This is a genomic window from Moorella naiadis (nom. illeg.) (assembly GCF_051020825.1).
Taxonomy (GTDB): domain Bacteria; phylum Bacillota; class DSM-521; order Neomoorellales; family Neomoorellaceae; genus Neomoorella; species Neomoorella naiadis.
Genome location: NZ_JAXGFQ010000009.1, coordinates 92,275 through 109,157 on the forward strand (window position 1 = coordinate 92,275; position 16,883 = coordinate 109,157).

12 protein-coding genes and 1 riboswitch are annotated in these 16,883 nt (G+C 55.3%); all 12 genes read left to right on the forward strand.

The window, feature by feature from the left end:
* Positions 1–99: 99 nt before the first annotated feature.
* The 12 genes from SDD30_RS07910 to cobN all read left to right on the forward strand — a co-directional run bounded on the left by SDD30_RS07910 (position 100) and on the right by cobN (position 16,831).
* Complete coding sequence (locus tag SDD30_RS07910; RefSeq protein WP_434074380.1) at positions 100–798, forward strand: DUF4430 domain-containing protein; 699 nt, start codon at positions 100–102, stop codon at positions 796–798.
* Between the two features lie 12 nt (positions 799–810).
* Positions 811–1,740, forward strand: a complete 930-nt coding sequence (locus tag SDD30_RS07915; RefSeq protein WP_434074381.1) for an energy-coupling factor transporter transmembrane component T — start codon at positions 811–813, stop codon at positions 1,738–1,740.
* A gap of 244 nt (positions 1,741–1,984) precedes the next feature.
* On the forward strand, positions 1,985–2,602 hold the full coding sequence (locus SDD30_RS07920; RefSeq protein ID WP_434074382.1) for an ECF transporter S component family protein: 618 nt from the start codon (positions 1,985–1,987) through the stop codon (positions 2,600–2,602).
* Between the two features lie 228 nt (positions 2,603–2,830).
* Positions 2,831–4,078 carry an outer membrane protein assembly factor BamB family protein gene (locus SDD30_RS07925; RefSeq protein ID WP_434074383.1) on the forward strand — a complete coding sequence of 416 codons (1,248 nt, stop codon included), beginning with the start codon at positions 2,831–2,833 and terminating at the stop codon, positions 4,076–4,078.
* Between the two features lie 91 nt (positions 4,079–4,169).
* Positions 4,170–4,937 (forward strand): DUF4430 domain-containing protein, encoded by a 768-nt coding sequence (locus SDD30_RS07930; RefSeq protein WP_434074384.1) that lies wholly within the window; start codon positions 4,170–4,172, stop codon positions 4,935–4,937.
* Between the two features lie 71 nt (positions 4,938–5,008).
* Positions 5,009–5,938 carry an energy-coupling factor transporter transmembrane component T family protein gene (locus tag SDD30_RS07935; protein ID WP_434074385.1) on the forward strand — a complete coding sequence of 310 codons (930 nt, stop codon included), beginning with the start codon at positions 5,009–5,011 and terminating at the stop codon, positions 5,936–5,938.
* The gene (locus SDD30_RS07940) at positions 5,911–7,578 is read left to right on the forward strand and encodes an ABC transporter ATP-binding protein (protein WP_434074386.1); all 1,668 of its coding nucleotides are present in this window, start codon (positions 5,911–5,913) and stop codon (positions 7,576–7,578) included. Before SDD30_RS07935 ends, SDD30_RS07940 begins: the two co-directional genes overlap by 28 nt.
* A gap of 110 nt (positions 7,579–7,688) precedes the next feature.
* Positions 7,689–8,420 carry an ECF transporter S component gene (locus SDD30_RS07945; RefSeq protein ID WP_434074387.1) on the forward strand — a complete coding sequence of 244 codons (732 nt, stop codon included), beginning with the start codon at positions 7,689–7,691 and terminating at the stop codon, positions 8,418–8,420.
* A 1,065-nt stretch (positions 8,421–9,485) separates the two neighbouring features.
* A riboswitch (cobalamin riboswitch) is annotated at positions 9,486–9,686 on the forward strand.
* Between the two features lie 348 nt (positions 9,687–10,034).
* Positions 10,035–11,081 carry an ABC transporter substrate-binding protein gene (locus tag SDD30_RS07950; protein ID WP_434074388.1) on the forward strand — a complete coding sequence of 349 codons (1,047 nt, stop codon included), beginning with the start codon at positions 10,035–10,037 and terminating at the stop codon, positions 11,079–11,081.
* An 87-nt stretch (positions 11,082–11,168) separates the two neighbouring features.
* Positions 11,169–12,278, forward strand: a complete 1,110-nt coding sequence (locus tag SDD30_RS07955; RefSeq protein ID WP_434074389.1) for a FecCD family ABC transporter permease — start codon at positions 11,169–11,171, stop codon at positions 12,276–12,278.
* The gene (locus SDD30_RS07960) at positions 12,275–13,060 is read left to right on the forward strand and encodes an ABC transporter ATP-binding protein (protein ID WP_434074390.1); all 786 of its coding nucleotides are present in this window, start codon (positions 12,275–12,277) and stop codon (positions 13,058–13,060) included. Before SDD30_RS07955 ends, SDD30_RS07960 begins: the two co-directional genes overlap by 4 nt.
* 18 nt (positions 13,061–13,078) lie before the next feature.
* Positions 13,079–16,831: a cobaltochelatase subunit CobN gene (gene cobN / locus SDD30_RS07965; protein WP_434074391.1), complete on the forward strand. Its 3,753-nt coding sequence runs from the start codon at positions 13,079–13,081 to the stop codon at positions 16,829–16,831.
* The last annotated feature ends 52 nt before the right edge of the window (positions 16,832–16,883 follow it).

The window sequence follows — 16,883 nt, forward strand, 5'->3', positions numbered from 1 at the left end:
TCCCGCTCCCGCCGGCGCCACCGGAAAACGTTTGCGAACAAGAGGAGGTGATCATCGATTAGCAAGAAGCTTATTTATGTTGTTGCCCTGCTGGCCGTTATGGTGGGGGTAATTGGACCGGCCCTTTATATGCACAAAGTTTTCAGCTCCCAGCAGGCCCGGCCGGCCAGCCATATGACCGTTGGCCAGACAGCTAGCCCCAGTGCAGCGGAACAGCAGAGTGCTGTTACCTCCCAGGGTCAGCCTGCCGCCGGCGGCGGTCAATCTTCTCCCAACGTAAATCTAAGCCAGCCTGCCGGAGAATCGGCACCAAGTTCCTCTCCCGCGGTGAAACAGGACAACCAGGCGCCTGGCGGGGCTTCAAAGGAGCAATCCCTTGCTAAGCCCCAAGGAGGCGCCTCCCCTTTCCAACCGGGAGCAAATTCTTCTGCCGCGCCGGAAAGGGAAGCAGGGTGTAGGGTCTGGGTGGCCGTCGTCGGGAAAAATGATGCGTTTCTTTTTAAACCCGGGCAGGTTACGATTAAACCGGACAACAAGTGGGGGATTACCGCCCTGGGCGCCCTGGATGCCACCGGCCTTCCCTACGCCACAAAACCTACCTGGCCCGATTTTGTCGATGCCATTGGCGGGCAGGCCAACTACCAGATGGCCGGCTGGATGTATTCCGTCAATGGTGAAGTGCCCATGCATATGGCCAGCAAGCACCCGGTAAAAACGGGGGATAAAGTAATCTGGTGGTACAGCCGGAGCATGGACCAGCCTCCTCCCCGGTGGGAAGACCTGTTAAGCGAGAAGTAAAGGGGTGGCGGGATGTTTGACAGGCTTTTTTACCAGGAGAAAGGTCTTTTCCTGCAGAGCTTCCACCCGGCCACAGCCCTAGTTTATCTTCTGGTGCTTCTCATCCTGAGCCTGAGCTATGACCACCCCCTTTATTTGCTGGCCCTCCTGCTCCTTCTGGCTCTCCTGATCAGAGATGCTGACGGCCTGGACGCCTGGGAGGGGTTTCTGAAAGCAGGAGTCATTTTAATGCTGGTAGTGATGCTGGTCAACCCCCTGGTGATCCGGACCGGCAAAACCATCATCTGGCATGGCCCGGAGGTTCCCTTTTGGGGAAAGCTGGACATATCCATGGAAGCGGTGTATTTTGGCGCCGTTTCCGGCTTGAGGCTGCTGATCGTCATCAGCATTTTTTGCTTGTATAACCTGATGATTAACCCGGACAATGTTTTTAATCTTTTTTCTGGGGCAGGGGTCAGGTCAGTGCTGGTAATTGCCCTGGCCACGCGCCTGTTTCCCGTCATGGTTAGGGACCTGCAGAGGATCAGGGAGGTGCAGCAGTTGCGGGGCGTCGACTTCGACACCGGGAACCTGTGGCAGCGGGCGAGAAAATACTCCGGTTTATATAATGTCTTGCTTTTGTCCTCCCTGGAGGGGGCCATGGAGATTGCCGAGTCCCTCCAGGCCAGGGCCTTCGGTAGCGGCAAGCGTTCCGTTTATAGGCGGAATATGCTCAGGCCCCGGGATCTCTTCTGTCTCGGCGGCAGCCTGCTGGCCCTACTGGCGGCCGGATGGGGCTGGCGTTATGGCTACGGACGGTATAGCTTTTACCCGGAGGCGGACTTCCTGATTAAAGACGGCGCGACCTTGGTGATCCTTTTAATCGTGTTGTTTTACCTGTCCGTACCGCTTATCTTGAGCAAGGGGTGGAGCCACTGCTACTTTTTCAAGTCGAAAATTTGACCTACTATTATCCCGAAACGGAAAAACCCGCCCTGATCTGCCTGGAAGTCCAGGAAGGAGAAAAGACATGCTTTAAGTGTAGAACTGATAACTTTGGTAAAAGAAGAGGCCTTCCGGGGCAAAACGGTGGTCATGGTCACCCATGATGGGGAGTTTGCCGCCGAGTTTGCCCAAAGAGTGGCGGAACATAAAAAGGCGAAAAATACCGGCGTTGAAACTTTAGGATTGGGGGAGCGAAGGCTGGATGGGGATGAACTGGGGCCTTTATGCCACCCTGGGCGGCATTTTTGCCGTTGTCCTACTTTTCTCGGCACTGGAGAAAAAAGGGGGCCTGGACTCCCGGCAGGTATCGCTTATTGCCGTGCTGGCCGCCATGTGTGCGGCCGGCCGGGCGGTAACGGGAGTGGGGCTTTTATTTCTGCAGCCCACCATGTTTTTGGTGGAAATAACGGGCTTTGTCTATGGCGCCAGGTTGGGCTTTTTTGTCGGGGCCATGACGCCGTTGATTTCCAACTTTTTTATGGGACAGGGTTCCTGGACGCCCTGGCAGATGCTTTGCTGGGGGTTGGTGGGCGTTTCCGGAGGGGCGGTCAAGACTCTTTTCCCCCGGACTGGCAGCAGGACGCTAACGGCCATTTGTTTGCTGTGGGGCTACCTGTACGGGGCCATCATGGATGTGTGGCAGTGGACCGTGTTCATCCGTCCCTTGACGTTGCAAAGCTATTTTTTCACCTGGGCGGCGGGTTTTAGCTTCGATTCCCTGCGGGCCATCGGCAACCTGTTTTTCTGCGCCGCCCTGGGACGCCAGACCGTAAAAATCTTACAATATTTTCGCCGCAAAATGGATGTGCAATATCTTTGAAGGGCTGCGGGTGGGCACTAGAACCTGTATTACAAAGCCTTAGTCTTTTGTTTAAGCGAATGATTTTACGGCAGTAAGCATCGGGCGAAGTGCCGACAACGGTACCGGCAAGCCGGGGATGGTATAAAACACGCTTTATATCAAGTCAGGAATTATTTGCCCTCCAAATATCTGTGTTGCAGAGAGGATTGGGAAATTGTGTTGGCGGCAAAAAAAGTAGGTGCAGTTTTGCTGCTGCCATTGCTTTTTTCTTTGGTCGCCGCAGGACTGATTTTATCCGGGCAGACAGTGGCAGCTGCCAGCCGGGTTCCGGTGGAAGGATGGTTTTTCACCCCCGGTAAAGGAGAGGCCCGCTGGGTGACCGGGACCAGGGACGGAGGGTATGTTCTTACCGGCTGGATCGAGACCGGGGAAGAAGGTGCAGAGGTCTTTCTTGCCCGCCTGGACCGTAAAGGGAACGAGCTGTGGCAGAAAACATTCAAAGGCAATGGCTACAGTTGCGGCTACTGTGTCCAGGAAGTTCGCGAGGGCGGTTTTATCGTAGTTGGCGATACGAAATCCCCCAAGGGGTATGACCATGATGTTTATGTGGTACGCACTGATGAAAGGGGTGAGCTCTTGTGGGAACGGAACTTCGGCGGGCAGTATTGCGACTACGCCTGGTCCGTACAACAAACAAAAGACGGCAGCTTCATCCTAGCCGGGGGTACGGAGTCCTTTGGTGCGGGTATATATGACGTTTACCTGATCAAATTGGACTCTAGCGGCCAAAAGCTCTGGGAAAAAACATACGGCGGTAAGGGTTCCGACTGCGGCTATGCCGTGCTGGAGGTGGATGACGGCGGTTACCTCATCGCGGGCAATACGGAATCCTTTGGTAACGGCAATCCCGACATATACCTTCTGCGGACGGACGGTAGCGGGCAGTTGCTTTGGCAGAAGACATATGGGGGCAAAGGGTCGAATTACGCCTGGTCTCTGACTACATCCCGTGACGGCGGCTATATGATTGCCGGGGAGAAGGAGGTAGCCGGCCGGCAGGGCAACATTTTGGCGGCCTGCCTGATTAAGGTCGACCACGAGGGCAATGATCTCTGGGAAAAAACTTACGGCGCTGAAAGCGCCGGTGCGTTCCATGCCGTCTGCCGGGCCAGAGATGGTGGTTATGTCTTGGCGGGCAAGAAGGAATCCAACGGGGGCGGCTATGACATTTATTTGGTAAAGACTAACAAAAACGGTGATCCTCTTTGGGAGAAAACCATCCCCGGCTTCGGTTTCAACTGTGGCTACAGCATTGTGCTGGCAAATGGTGGCGGATATGTGTTGGCCGGGAGAAAAGGGGTGGAAAAGAGTTCCCGAAGCGATATTTTTTTGCTGCAGTTAAAAGAAAATGAAAGAATGCAGCCCCCGTTAACGCTGTACGCCGGTATTATCGTTGCTATGCTGGTAGTAGGTTTAATTCTTCGTAAGTGGTAATTTTTACCATGCATAGTGTCGTTCTATGTTTCACTTGGAGAGTCGATCTAAGAGTAAAATCTGACTTTACAGATACAGCGAGGGGTTTTTAGTGCCGAAAAAAATAATTTACCTGGCGGCGGCCGTGGTAATTATGGCGGCTTTAATCGGACCGGCAGTTTGGCGGCCAAAAACTACCGCCACCAACCCCGGCGCCGCCGAGACGGCCCTTACCCAAAGCCAAGTTGCTGCGCCGGCGGGAAGCCCGGCGGGCGGCAACAACGTCCCAGGAAATACCGGCGGCCAGGCCCAGGGAAACACCTCGCCGGCGGCCAACGAAAAGACCCTTGGCGATAACGGGACAACCGCCGGGGGCAAAACCGCCGCTCCTGCCGGCTCGCCGGGGCTTACTCCTGCGCCCTCTCAAGGCGACGGCCGGGTTGCTGCCGGCGTTGCTCCGCCGGATCAGCCACGTAACGTCAGCCAGGCCGGGGGGAAAAATAATGTCCCGGTACCACCGCCCCCTGAAGGCTGCCGGGTGGGTATAGCTGTCGTCGGCTTAAAGGGACAGATCCTTTTCGGCCCCGCTGCGGTTACCGTTAATAAAAACAATAAATGGGGCCTGACCGCCCTGGGCGCCCTCGATGCCACCGGCCTGAAATACAGCATGAGCCCCGTGTACGGCAATCTGGTCCTGAGTATAGCCGACCAGGCCAATAAAGGCATGTGCGGCTGGATGTACAAGGTCAACAATGAAACCCCCATGGTGGCGGCCGGCGAGAAAAAAATCAACGCCGGTGATAAGATTATTTGGTGGTACAGCGAAAGCATTGATAATGCCGGTCCTACCTGGGGGGATTTAAAGGGATCCGCACCTTAATTTATCAACCGGACGGAGCGGTTATCGTACCGCCGCCGGTAAAAAGGCGATAATGGAGGGAGGCGCTGAGAATGTTCGAGCAATTCTTTTACCAGGAGAAAAATAGCTTTTTACAAAGCCTGCACCCCGCGGCAGCCCTGGCTTACGTGGGCATCCTCCTGGTGCTGACGCTAATATTCACCAACCCCCTCTACCTACTCGGGGTGTTCATGGTCGTCGTCCTGACTATCGGCGCCGCCCAGGGCCTGGCGACATGGGAAGTCTATTTCCGCATCAGCTTAGGCATGATGGGGCTGGTGATCATTATTAACGCTCTTGTTGTACGTGCCGGGGAGACCGTTATCTGGTGGGGGCCGCGCCTGCCGATTTTCGGCCCCCTGACTGTCTCTTTGGAAGCCATCTGTTACGGCGCGGCCATGAGCGTGCGTCTTTTAACCATCGTCAGCGTTTTTTGCCTTTATAATCTCATTATCCACCCGGACAAGGTGTTAAGTCTACTGGCGCGGACGGCCTCCCGCTCGGCCCTGGTACTCTCCCTGGCTACCAGGATGTTTCCGGCCATGATCCGACAACTAGAGAATATCCGCGAGGTCCAGGTGATGCGGGGCGTCGATTTTAATGCCGGGACCTTAAAAAAACGGCTGTCTAAATACGCCGGCTTGATTAATATCCTCCTCCTATCTTCCCTGGAAGACTCCCTGGAAATAGCCGAAGCCATGCAGGCACGGGCCTTCGGCAGCGGTCGGCGTACCTGTTACCGGCGGGACAACTGGCGGCCGCGGGACAGCTTCTGCCTGGGAGGGAGTATCCTGGCTCTGGCAGTGGCAGTTTACGGTCAGGTTAAAGGTTTCAGCATCTTTGCTTTTTACCCGCAGCTGGGTTATTTAATCACCAGCCCCGGGACCATCGTCGTTTTAATCATTGTCCTATTCGCTTTATCAATACCGGCAGTTTTAAGCTGGGGGTGGCAGCGGTGTCTTTATTTCAAAGCGAGAATCTGATCTACTACTACCCAGATCGGGAAAGGCCGGCCTTAAAGGATGTCAATTTACGCCTTGAGGAAGGGGAGTTTTTACTAGTAATCGGCGGTTCGGGGTCGGGCAAATCCACCCTGGCCCGGGTGCTGGCCGGCTTGGTACCTGACTTTTACGGCGGCCGCTTCGGCGGGCAGGTTTACTTTCAAGGGCGGAACATAAGGGAGTTAGACCGGCGGCAACTGGCCCGGGAGGTGGGGATAGTTTTTCAAGACCCGGAGAAACAGCTGGTGATGACCAGTGTGGAGACGGAAATCGCTTTCGGCTTGGAAAATTTGGGCCTACCACCGGCGGAGATGTCCCGGCGGGTGGCCGAAGTATTACATTTTCTCGACTTGACGGCGGTTAAACAAGAATTTACCGCGCAACTTTCCGGCGGTCAGAAGCAAAAATTGGCCCTGGCCGCCGTTTTGGCCATGCAGCCGCGGGTTTTAGTTTTTGATGAGCCCACTTCCCAGCTGGACCCGGTAGCGGCCGAGGAGATCCTCAATCTCGTCAAACGACTAAATGAGGAAATGGGTCTGACCGTCGTTTTAATCGAGCAACGGTTAGAACGGTGTTTTCACCTGGCGGACCGGGTGTTGTACATGGATGCCGGCCAGATCAAGTATGAGGGGACGCCGGCGCAATTCGCCCGCTGGGCGGCTCCCAAGGGGATCCCCTTTGTTCCTCCCGTAAGTCGTTTTTTTGCTGGCACCGGCTTTCCGGTCGTTCCCGTTACCGTCAAGGAAGGGCGCCGCTTGCTGCAGACCAATTTTAACTGCCGGGAGCATCCCAGCCTGATGCCGGCGGTGAAAGGGGGCCCGGGCGGGCCGATTTTGACCATGGGCAAGGTATGGTTTGCCTATCCCAACGGCAAAGAAGCCTTGCAGGATGTAAGCGTGCAAATTGCCGCCGGCGAACTGGTGGCCGTCCTGGGGGCCAACGGCGCCGGCAAATCCACCCTCTTGAAGGTTATGGCCGGCCTCTTAAAGCCGGGCCGGGGCTGGGTGCAGGTTAAGGGGCGCGAGATTTATAAAGGCGAGGGGCGGCCCGGTAATGCCGGAATTGCCTACCTTTCCCAGAATCCCAACGATTATCTTTTCCAGGACACAGTGGCCGCAGAATTGCTGTTCACCCTGAAGAATTTCGGCCTGCCCGACGACGGTATTGTTGACGAACTCCTGACCCTACTGGGCCTGGAATCCTGCCGCGGGCTAAACCCCCGCGATTTGAGCGGTGGCGAGCGCCAGCGGGTTGCCCTGGCCTCCATCTTGGTAACCCGGCCTTCCATCCTGCTGCTGGACGAACCCACGCGGGGGATGGACTATCGCCTGAAGGACGAACTGGGGGCCATGTTGGCGGCCTTGGGCAAGGGGGGAACTGCTGTAATTTTGGTCACCCACGACGTTGAGTTTGCCGCCGCCTACGCTGACCGGGTAATGGTGATGGCTGCCGGCCGGGTCGTAGCCGATGGCCCCAAGCATCAGGTCATGGGCCAGTCGTTTTTTTACACCACCCAGATTGGCAGGATGTGCCGCGGTTATGTGGGCGGCGTCCTGACCTTAGGGGAAGCCTTGGCCCGGCTGGCACCTGTGCAGCCGGCCAAGCAGGCGGTTCCCGGTTAAACCCGCCCATAAAGGTGCTTCGCAGATGATTCCCTCATAAGGCAGCGCATAGGGCAGCGCCGGACATATGGTAAAACGCCTGAAAACCAATCAATTGGGGGATAAAATAGATGCCCTCTTACTGCCGGAAAATCTTTTTTCCTCTGACCCTGGTGCTGATTTTGGGCCTGCTCCTGGTCAGTGTCAGGTTTAAAGCCCTCCTTTGGGGTCAGGGGTGGGGGCTCCTGGCCTCGGTGATAATCATTATCGTACTGGTGTTGCTGTACTGGGGCTTTGAACAGGGGCGGGTTTCTACCAGGGAAGTGGCCGTCATCGCCATGCTGGGCACCATTGCCGCCGTCGGCCGTGTCCCCTTTGCCGCCGTGCCCAATGTTCAGCCGACTACCTTCATAGTCATTATTTCCGGTTTTGTTTTCGGGCCGCGGGCCGGTTTTATTGTCGGCTCTACGGCAGCCCTGGTGTCTAATTTTTTTCTGGGTCAGGGACCCTGGACGCCCTGGCAGATGTTTGCCTGGGGCCTGGCCGGCACCACGGCGGGGTTGATGAAGTTTATCTTTCCCCGTGCCGGTGTCAAGGCGATGACGGTTTTTAGTTTTCTCTGGGGCTATTTTTTTGGCTGGATCATGAACCTGTGGTTTTGGACGGCCTTTGTCCACCCTTTGAACTGGCAGTCCTTTACAGCCGCATATGCCGCCAGCTTTTGGTTTGACACTATGCACGCCCTGGGCAACGCCGCCTTTTATTTGCTCTTTGGTCCCAGCTTTGTCAAGATATTGCAACGTTATCACCGCAAACTTACGATTACCTTATTGCCGGCAGATACCCAGGAAAAAAATATTTAGTATGACGGGTGTTCGCTAATATTAGAGTTGCAACAGGCCAGGTACCCCGCAAAAAAAACGGCGGGAGCAGTTTTTTAAACGGGATTCGGCTGGTGAAATCAGGAGATATTGGAGTTTATAAGGTTGAACTATCCGGAAGACTGCGGTGAAAGTCAAGTAGTTTCATGAAAAAAATTGTGACGAGATGAAGTGTTGAGATTACGGGTTCTTTGAAAAATGAGCATAACAAAATAAGCCTACAAAACGAGAAATAATGTAAGCGTCTTGACAACATCCCTAGTCTTTGATAGATTAGGGACAAGTGAAAACCTTACGTGTTGACTGCTGAATGACCCCGTGTATGTTCCTGCGGCTTAGCAGAGTTCTTTGGGGCATGCGGCAACCGTCTGGTCTTCACTTTTGTTTTGCCCTTAGTAGCTGCTATGCCGTAATTCGTAGCCTCCGTTGCCTGGGCAGGCTCGGAAGAAGCAAGGGGCTTAGTACTCACCTCCCGGCTGGCTAGCTGGGTAGCCTTAGTGTCTGGAGTTTGATAGAGCTGACCTTGGGATAGCATGGCGTAAACCAGGCGTACCAGCTTGCGTGCTGTGAGCGACAGCGCTCGTTTTATGGGATGGCGAGAAGTTTCATTGACCTTTCGGGTATAGTATCGCAAGGATGAAGACTCAAAGAATATATTGCTGGATTTTGAATGGAATCTGACAAGCTTTGATGTTTTTTTAAAGAAGCAAAGGAGGGTCTATGAGTTTGCCGGGGACATTTTTTATGAAGATTACCTCAAACTTCTTGAGAGATACTTTTTTATTGAACGGATCATAGAAACAGATGAATTCGGAGGCACCAGCCTTTGCAAATTAGGCGACGCCTTGGACACAAAAATATTAATTTGTAAGAAAAAGTCTTCTTACTAATCGGCCATGCCTCGCAGGGAACAACCAAACATGAAAATAGGGTTATTTTCGTGTTAACAGGGCATCCAAAGGAGGCAAATTAATTAGCCAAGGAAGGATTTTATGGTTTTTAGTAGAAGAAGAATGAGTATATAAAAACAATATCCGGTTAGCATCAAGGGAAGCCGGTGCAAAGCCGGCGCGGTCGCGCCACTGTAAGGGGGAGTGACCCCACAACAGGCCACTGGTCCGGCACTCAGCAAGATCTCTACCGCTACGGGTTATCTTTTTTAAGAAGTACTCGGGACGGTGCAACTGCAGGGGCTGAGTGCTGGACTGGGAAGGCGTGGGGGAGCGGAGAACCCGAGCCAGGAGACCTGGTGCTTGCTGCAGTAGCTGATGCTCCCTACGCAGGATGGGGAACGGGCACTCCCCCTGTTCATATTGGAGCAGGGGTTTAATTTTATAAGGATAGGCGTCTGGCCCCGAGGGGCCAGGCTTAAATGCAGCCAGCCGGTCCGGCAAGGTGCTTCCAAAGGAGCAGATAACTGGAAGTCCCCGATGCGCCGGGAGCGGTAGAAGGACGGCCTATTCTAACCCGCCCGGGGAGTTCGCTGGGAGGTGTTAGATCAGGCCGTTTTTTTGATGGTGGCAATAATGCGGTGCCGGTGAACCTGAGCCAGGAGTCCTGCTCGTTGTAAAAAAATCAAGGAGGAGGCTATCAAAAATGTTGAGCAAAAAATATAGTTTTACCGCCAGGTTAATATGCCTGCTAATGCTGGTAATAATCTTTGTAACCGGGTGTAGCAGCAAAACAACTGGCACTCAAAACGGTAATACCAGGAAAACAGTCAAAACGTTTGTTGACGGCACCGGCAAAGAAGTAAAAATTTCCTGCCCAGTGGATAAAATCGTTTGTATTACTTCGGGTGTGTCAGAAATTCTTTATGCTTTAGGCAGCGCTGATAAGATCATCGGGCGTGACGGCTACTCGATCTTCCCGGCTGCTCTGGAGAAAATCCCGGTCATGGCTAAATCTTCTTTTGCTCCCAACCTGGAAACCATCATCCAGAGCGCCCCGGATGTAGTCATTGCCGATACCATGTTGAAGGACGACCTGCGGGCCAAGCTGGAAGAGGCCGGCCTGCCGGTCCTGGTCTATACGACTTCTTATCCCCACGAAACCGCCCTAGTAACTAAACAAATGGGCGAACTGACGGGGAAAGAGGAAACAGCGGCCAAACTTATTGCCTTTAGCGATAAATACTACCAGATTATTAAGGAAAGGGTAGCCAAGATACCTGAGGACAAAAAGCCCCGGGTTTACTACGAGTGGAATAAACCTTACTACAGTGCCGGCGATAAAACCCCTGCTGCCGACCGTATTGCCTTATCAGGCGGTAAAAATATTGCCGCCGGCCAGAAGGTTAAATATCCCGAACTGACTCCTGAATGGCTGGCCGGGCAAGACCCCCAGGTCATTATCTGCATGGCCAGCCGGGACGCCGCGGATAAAATGAAAGCCCTTTATGATGAAATCCTGGCCCGGCCGGCATTGAAGCAAACAACCGCGGTTAGCCAGAAAAAGGTCTATATCATGAGCTGGGGCCTGGGCACCGGGATCAGGTCGGTAATCGGTTCCCTTTACTGGGCCAAATGGTTCCACCCCGGCGTTTTTGCCGACCTCGACCCGGAAGCTGTTCACCGCCAGTTACTGCAGGAGTTCTACCACATGGAATTAAAGGGTACCTGGGTTTACCCGGAATCTAAATAAGCTAACCTGCCAACCTTCTTTTTTCATCCTTGGAAGACGCGGGGGTTAAGTCCGGGTATAAGTGTCTACCCACTTAAGGGGGCATTAATGATGCATAGTAGGATGGCCGGGAAAAATGCTACCGGCGATGCCGAGGGCGATTTTTATGCCCGGCTGGCAAGTCATAAAATATTGACAATCATTCTTTTAAGCCTGGCTCTGGCGGTCGCCCTGGCAGTTTCCCTTGGCCTTGGCAGCGCCAATATCAGCTTCCAGGAGCTCTGGCAGGTTATCAAGGGGGCGGTAACAACCTCCTCCGGCCAGGAGGCAGGGAACAAGCTGGCCCGAACAGTGATTTTAAATCTCCGCCTGCCCCGGGTGCTGCTAGCCACCCTGGCCGGCTGCAGCCTGGCCGGGGCAGGGGTGATGATGCAGGGGATTTTACGCAATCCCCTGGCCGATCCTTATATACTGGGCATCTCCGCCGGCGCTTCCTTCGGGGCGGCTCTGGCCGTGGTCCTGGGCCTGGGAAAACTCGCCGGTTTCACCCTGGCGAAAGGTTATATTGTCGTTGCCTGCGCTTTTACCTTTGGCCTACTGACAACTTTTGTCATCTATGGCTTAGCAAGTTTAAGAAGCCTGGCCCCGGAGACCCTCATCCTGGCCGGCGTGGCCCTGGGTTACCTCTTTTCCGCAGGCGTATCTTTACTGAAGTACCTTTCCTCCCATGAAGAACTGCGGGAACTCACTCTCTGGCTCATGGGAGGACTGGCCGGGGCTAAATGGCAGCCTTTAATTTTGCTTGTTCCTGTTTGCCTTGCTGCCCTGGGTTTTCTCTGGCGCTCTTCCTGGGACCTCAATGCCCTGGGAGCCGGGGAGGAAGTAGCCGCCAACCTGGGTGTCAATCTTAGCCGGCTGCGGCGTAACGGTGCTGTCGGTGCCTCCATGCTGGCCAGCGCTACGGTGGCCTTTACCGGAATTATTGGTTTCATTGGCCTGGTGGCCCCCCACCTGGGCCGCTTCCTGGTCGGCAGCGACTATCGTTACCTGATCCCGGCTTCCTGTTTGCTGGGGGCTATCCTTTTGCTGGCGGCCGACACGCTGGCCCGGACGGTGGCCAGCCCCATCGAAATCCCGGTAGGGGTAATCACTTCGCTAATCGGCGTACCCTTTTTTCTCTCGCTTCTCTTTAGGGAAAGGAGGCGCTGGTGGTCGTGAAACTGGCCGTGCATGGTCTGTGTTTTAATTATGATAGCCAACTAATACTTAACGAGGTTACCCTAGCTATCGAACCAGGGGAAATAGCTACCATTATCGGGCCAAACGGTTCGGGAAAAAGCACCTTCCTGCGGTGCCTGGCCAGGATATTGCTACCGGCGCAGGGAGTAATCTACCTGGATGGCCGCAATATAACCAACCTGTCGAGCCGGGCCCTGGCAATGATGCTGGGCTATGTTCCCCAGGAAGGTACGAGAGTCTTTCCCCTGACCGTATATGAAGCCGTGTTACTAGGTCGCAGGCCTTATATAACCTGGGCTGTTGGGCAAAGAGACCGGCAGGTGGTAGAAGAAATTCTGCGTTTTCTCCAACTGGAACCACTGGCGGGGAAAATCTTGGTCCATTTAAGCGGGGGTGAAAAACAGAGGGTGATGATCGCCCGCGCCCTGGCCCAAGAGCCTAAGGTTCTCTTGCTGGATGAACCTACCTCCAACCTGGATATACGTCACCAGCTGGAGGTGCTGGGCATCCTTGAATTTCTGGCCTGGAAAAAGAGAATGACCGTGCTCATGGTACTGCATGATTTAAACCTGGCGGGTCGTTTTTCTCAAAAGCTGGTGCTCCTGCATCAAGGCCGCATCTTTGCTTCCGGCAGCCCGCCGGCGGTGCTCACCCCGGAAAATATCCGCGCCGTCTATGATGTCGAAGCCCGGGTATGGCAGGATGAACTGGGAGTGCAGGTCTTACCTGTCTGCCCGGCTAACGGGAGAGCAAAGCTTTAAGCTGGAGGGGAGAGGGTTATGGCTTTAAAAGTTTGCTTTTATACGGCCGTTGAAGGTGAGCTGGGTAGTTTAAGCCGGGCTGTCCGCACAGTGCAGGAGGATTATGGCCGGCTAGTTGAAGTTGTGGCCTTCTCGAAGCGGGGAGAAGGCGGGCGAACGGCGGGAGAAATTGCTCAATTTGCCGCCGCCGACCTGATTATCGTACATCTCATGGGCGGGCCGGATTCCCTGCCGGGGCTCCAGGACCTGGTAGAGCTGGCTAGGCAAAAGAATATCCCCCTGGCCGTCCTGCCCACGACGGGTGAAGATAACCGGCAGCTTTTATCCCTCAGCAATATGATGGCCGAAGATTACCAGCGGGTGCGCCTGTACGTGGCCTATGGCGGCGAAGATAACCTAGAAAACCTTCTTCTTTGGGCCGCCAGTCGTTATGGTGGTACAGAGGTGGCGGCAGCTGAGCCCTGCCCGTTACCCTGGGAAGGCCTATACCACCCGGACTGCCCGGCACCAGAAGTGACGACGATTTATTTGCAGGCCAATCTCCTGGAAGGTCGGCCGGTCGTGGGCATACTTTTTTACCAGAGCACCTGGCTGGCAGGCAACACGGCATTCATTGATGAACTTGTCCGGCAGGTAGAAAAACAAGGTGGTACAGCCTGGCCGGTGTTCCTTTACGCCACCAGGAACGACGAGCTGGGCAGCCGGGGACTGGCCTGGGTGCTGGAAAATTATTTTACCCGGGATGGCCGGCCGGTGGTAGACGTGGTGGTTAATACCCTGATGTTCTCCCAGACCATGGGCACGCCCACCTTTAGCCGCGTGGAAGAAAAAGAGCTTTACCAGCGACTGGACGTACCCCTGATTAAAGCCATCGTGTCCCTAACTCCCTTTGACGAGTGGCAAAAAAGCTCCCAGGGTCTGGGGCCCATGGATGTGGTCATGAGTGTAGCCTTACCTGAATTTGACGGGGATCTAATCAGCGTACCTATTGCCACCCGGGAAGAGACCGGGGAGGATCCCTCGACCGGTGCTGTTTTAAGCCAGTATGTACCTATTCCTGAACGGGTAAGCAAGGTTGCCTCCCTGGCCCTGCGCTGGGCCCGACTGCGGCGTAAACCCAACCAGGAGAAAAGGGTGGCCATTATCCTGCATAACTACCCGCCACGCAATGACCGCATCGGCTGTGCCTTTGGCCTGGATACCCCGGCCAGCGTCCACCGCCTGCTGGCGGCCATGCAGGCCGCCGGCTACCTGGTGGAGGGCTTGCCGCCGGACGGGGCGGCATTAATGGAGAAAATTTTGTGCGGCCTGACCAACGAGCGCGGCTGGCTCGACCCGCGGGAGCTGGACCGCCGGGCAGCCGCTCAAGTGGACGGGGATACCTACCGGAACTGGTTTGAGGCCTTTCCTACCCCGGCCCGGGAACAATTAACAGGCAATTGGGGTGAGCCGCCGGGTGAAGTATTTAATTACCAGGGCCAGCTCCTCGTCCCGGGCATCTTCCTAGGAAACGTTTTTATCGGCATCCAGCCGCCCCGCGGCTTCCTAGAGGACCCGGCCACAATTTACCACAGCCCTGACCTGGCCCCGCCCCATCACTACCTCGCCTATTACCGCTGGCTGCGGGACGTTTTCCAGGCGGATATGGTTTTCCATATCGGCAAGCACGGTTCCCTGGAGTGGCTGCCGGGCAAGGGGGTGGGGTTGTCCGGGGCCTGCTTCCCGGACCTGGCCATTAATGACCTGCCCCACCTTTACCCTTACATCATTAACAATCCTGGGGAAGGTACCCAGGCCAAGCGGCGGACCCAGGCCGGGATCATTGCCCACCTGCCTCCGGTTATGACCAGGGCCGATACTTACGATGAGCTGGCGGAGATAGAAGTCCTGGTCAAGGAGTACCATATGGCTAAAACCCTGGACGAGACGAAACTGCCGACGTTGCGCGGTTTGATCTGGGAAAAGGTTGCTGCCAGCCGCTTGGACCGCGACCTGGGCCTGGCGCAAGAAGAGGCTGAGCAAGACTGGGAAGGCTTCCTGGAACGGCTGCATTATTACCTGTACGACATAAAAGATACCCTTATCCGGGACGGCCTTCACATCCTGGGCCAGGCACCCCGCGAGGAAGCCCTGGTAGAAATGCTCCTGGCTTTAACCCGCCTGCCCAACAACGATTTTCCCGCTTTACGGGAACGATTGGCCCTAGTGAAGGGATACAATTACGACCAGTTACTAGGTGAGCTTGGATTCTTCGATGCAGCGACAAGGCGTACTAACGCTGAAATCATGGATGAAATCGAGCAACTAGGCAGGGAGTTTATCAAAGCCCTGGCGTCCTCCGGATTCAGCGAGGAAGTCATACCGACAATTTCAGAAAAGACTCTGGGGTGCCGGGATGAAGAAATTATCCGCCTGGGTAAATATATTACCGACTCTTTGGTACCGTCCCTGCAAGCCACGGTAGAAGAAATCGGAAACTCTATTAAGGCCCTGGCGGGTGGTTTTATTCCACCCGGTCCTGCGGGTGCACCTACCCGGGGTATGGCTGATATCCTGCCTACTGGCCGCAACTTTTACTCAATTGACCCCCAGGCCATACCTACCCGCGCGGCTTGGGAAGTGGGCATGAAACTGACAGGGGCTCTCCTTGAGCGCTATCAGCAGGAAAAAGGGGACTATCCGGAAAACGTCGGGATGGTGATCTGGGCCACCACCAATATGCGTACCGGGGGCGAGGATATCGCCCAGGCCTTGTATCTGCTGGGGGTACGACCGGTATGGGAAGAAAAAAGCGGGCGCGTTAAAGGACTGGCGGTGATACCCCTTGAGGAGCTGGGGCGGCCGCGGGTTGATGTAACTATTCGGGCTTCCGGGATGTTTCGCGATGCCTTCCTGAATGTCATCCACCTGCTTGATCGGGCGGTGGAAATGGTAGCCGGGCTGGACGAACCGGAGACAATGAATTTTGTGGCGGCCCATGTAAAAGCCGAAGCAACTGCGCGGATAGCAGCCGGCGTAGAGGAGGAACAAGCCCGGGAGGAAGCCAGGTGGCGTATTTTCAGCGACCGGCTCGGTGCTTACGGCGCCGGGGTCAGCGATTTAATCACGGCCAAGAACTGGCAGGATGCTAAGGACCTGGGGGAAGTCTACGTTACCTGGGGCGGCTATGCCTACAGCCGCCGTACTTATGGCCGGGAGGCCCAGGACACCTTCCGGCGCCGTCTCGCTACGGTGGTCGCAACGGTAAAGAACGAGGACAGCCGGGAAGTAGACATGTTTGACAGTGATGACTTTTACTCCTACCATGGCGGCATGGTGGCGGCCGTTAAGGCCATTAAAGGAGAACCACCCCTCTCCTTCAGCGGCGACAGCAGCGACCCCAGGCGAGTACGGGTACGTACCCTGGGGGAGGAGACCCGGCATATCTTCCGGGCGCGGGTGCTTAACCCCAAGTGGATTGAAAGTATGAAGCGCCATGGGTACAAGGGCGCCGGCGACCTGGCGGCTTTGGTGGAGTATTCTTTTGGCTGGGACGCCACGGCGGAAGTGCTGGACGACTGGCTCTATGAAGCCCTGGCGCAAAAGTATGCTCTGGATCCGGGGATGCAGGAATGGTTTAAGGAGGTCAACCCCTGGGCATTGCAGACTATTACGGCCCAGCTTTTAGAAGCCATCGAAAGGGGAATGTGGCAGGCCCGGCCGGAAACTGCTGCCGCCTTAAAGGAACTGTACTTGGATATAGAAGGGGAATTAGAGGCCCGGACGGAATGATGGCTGCTGCCGTACTTGCATTAAGGAGGCGTTAGCGTGCCTGTCTATAAAC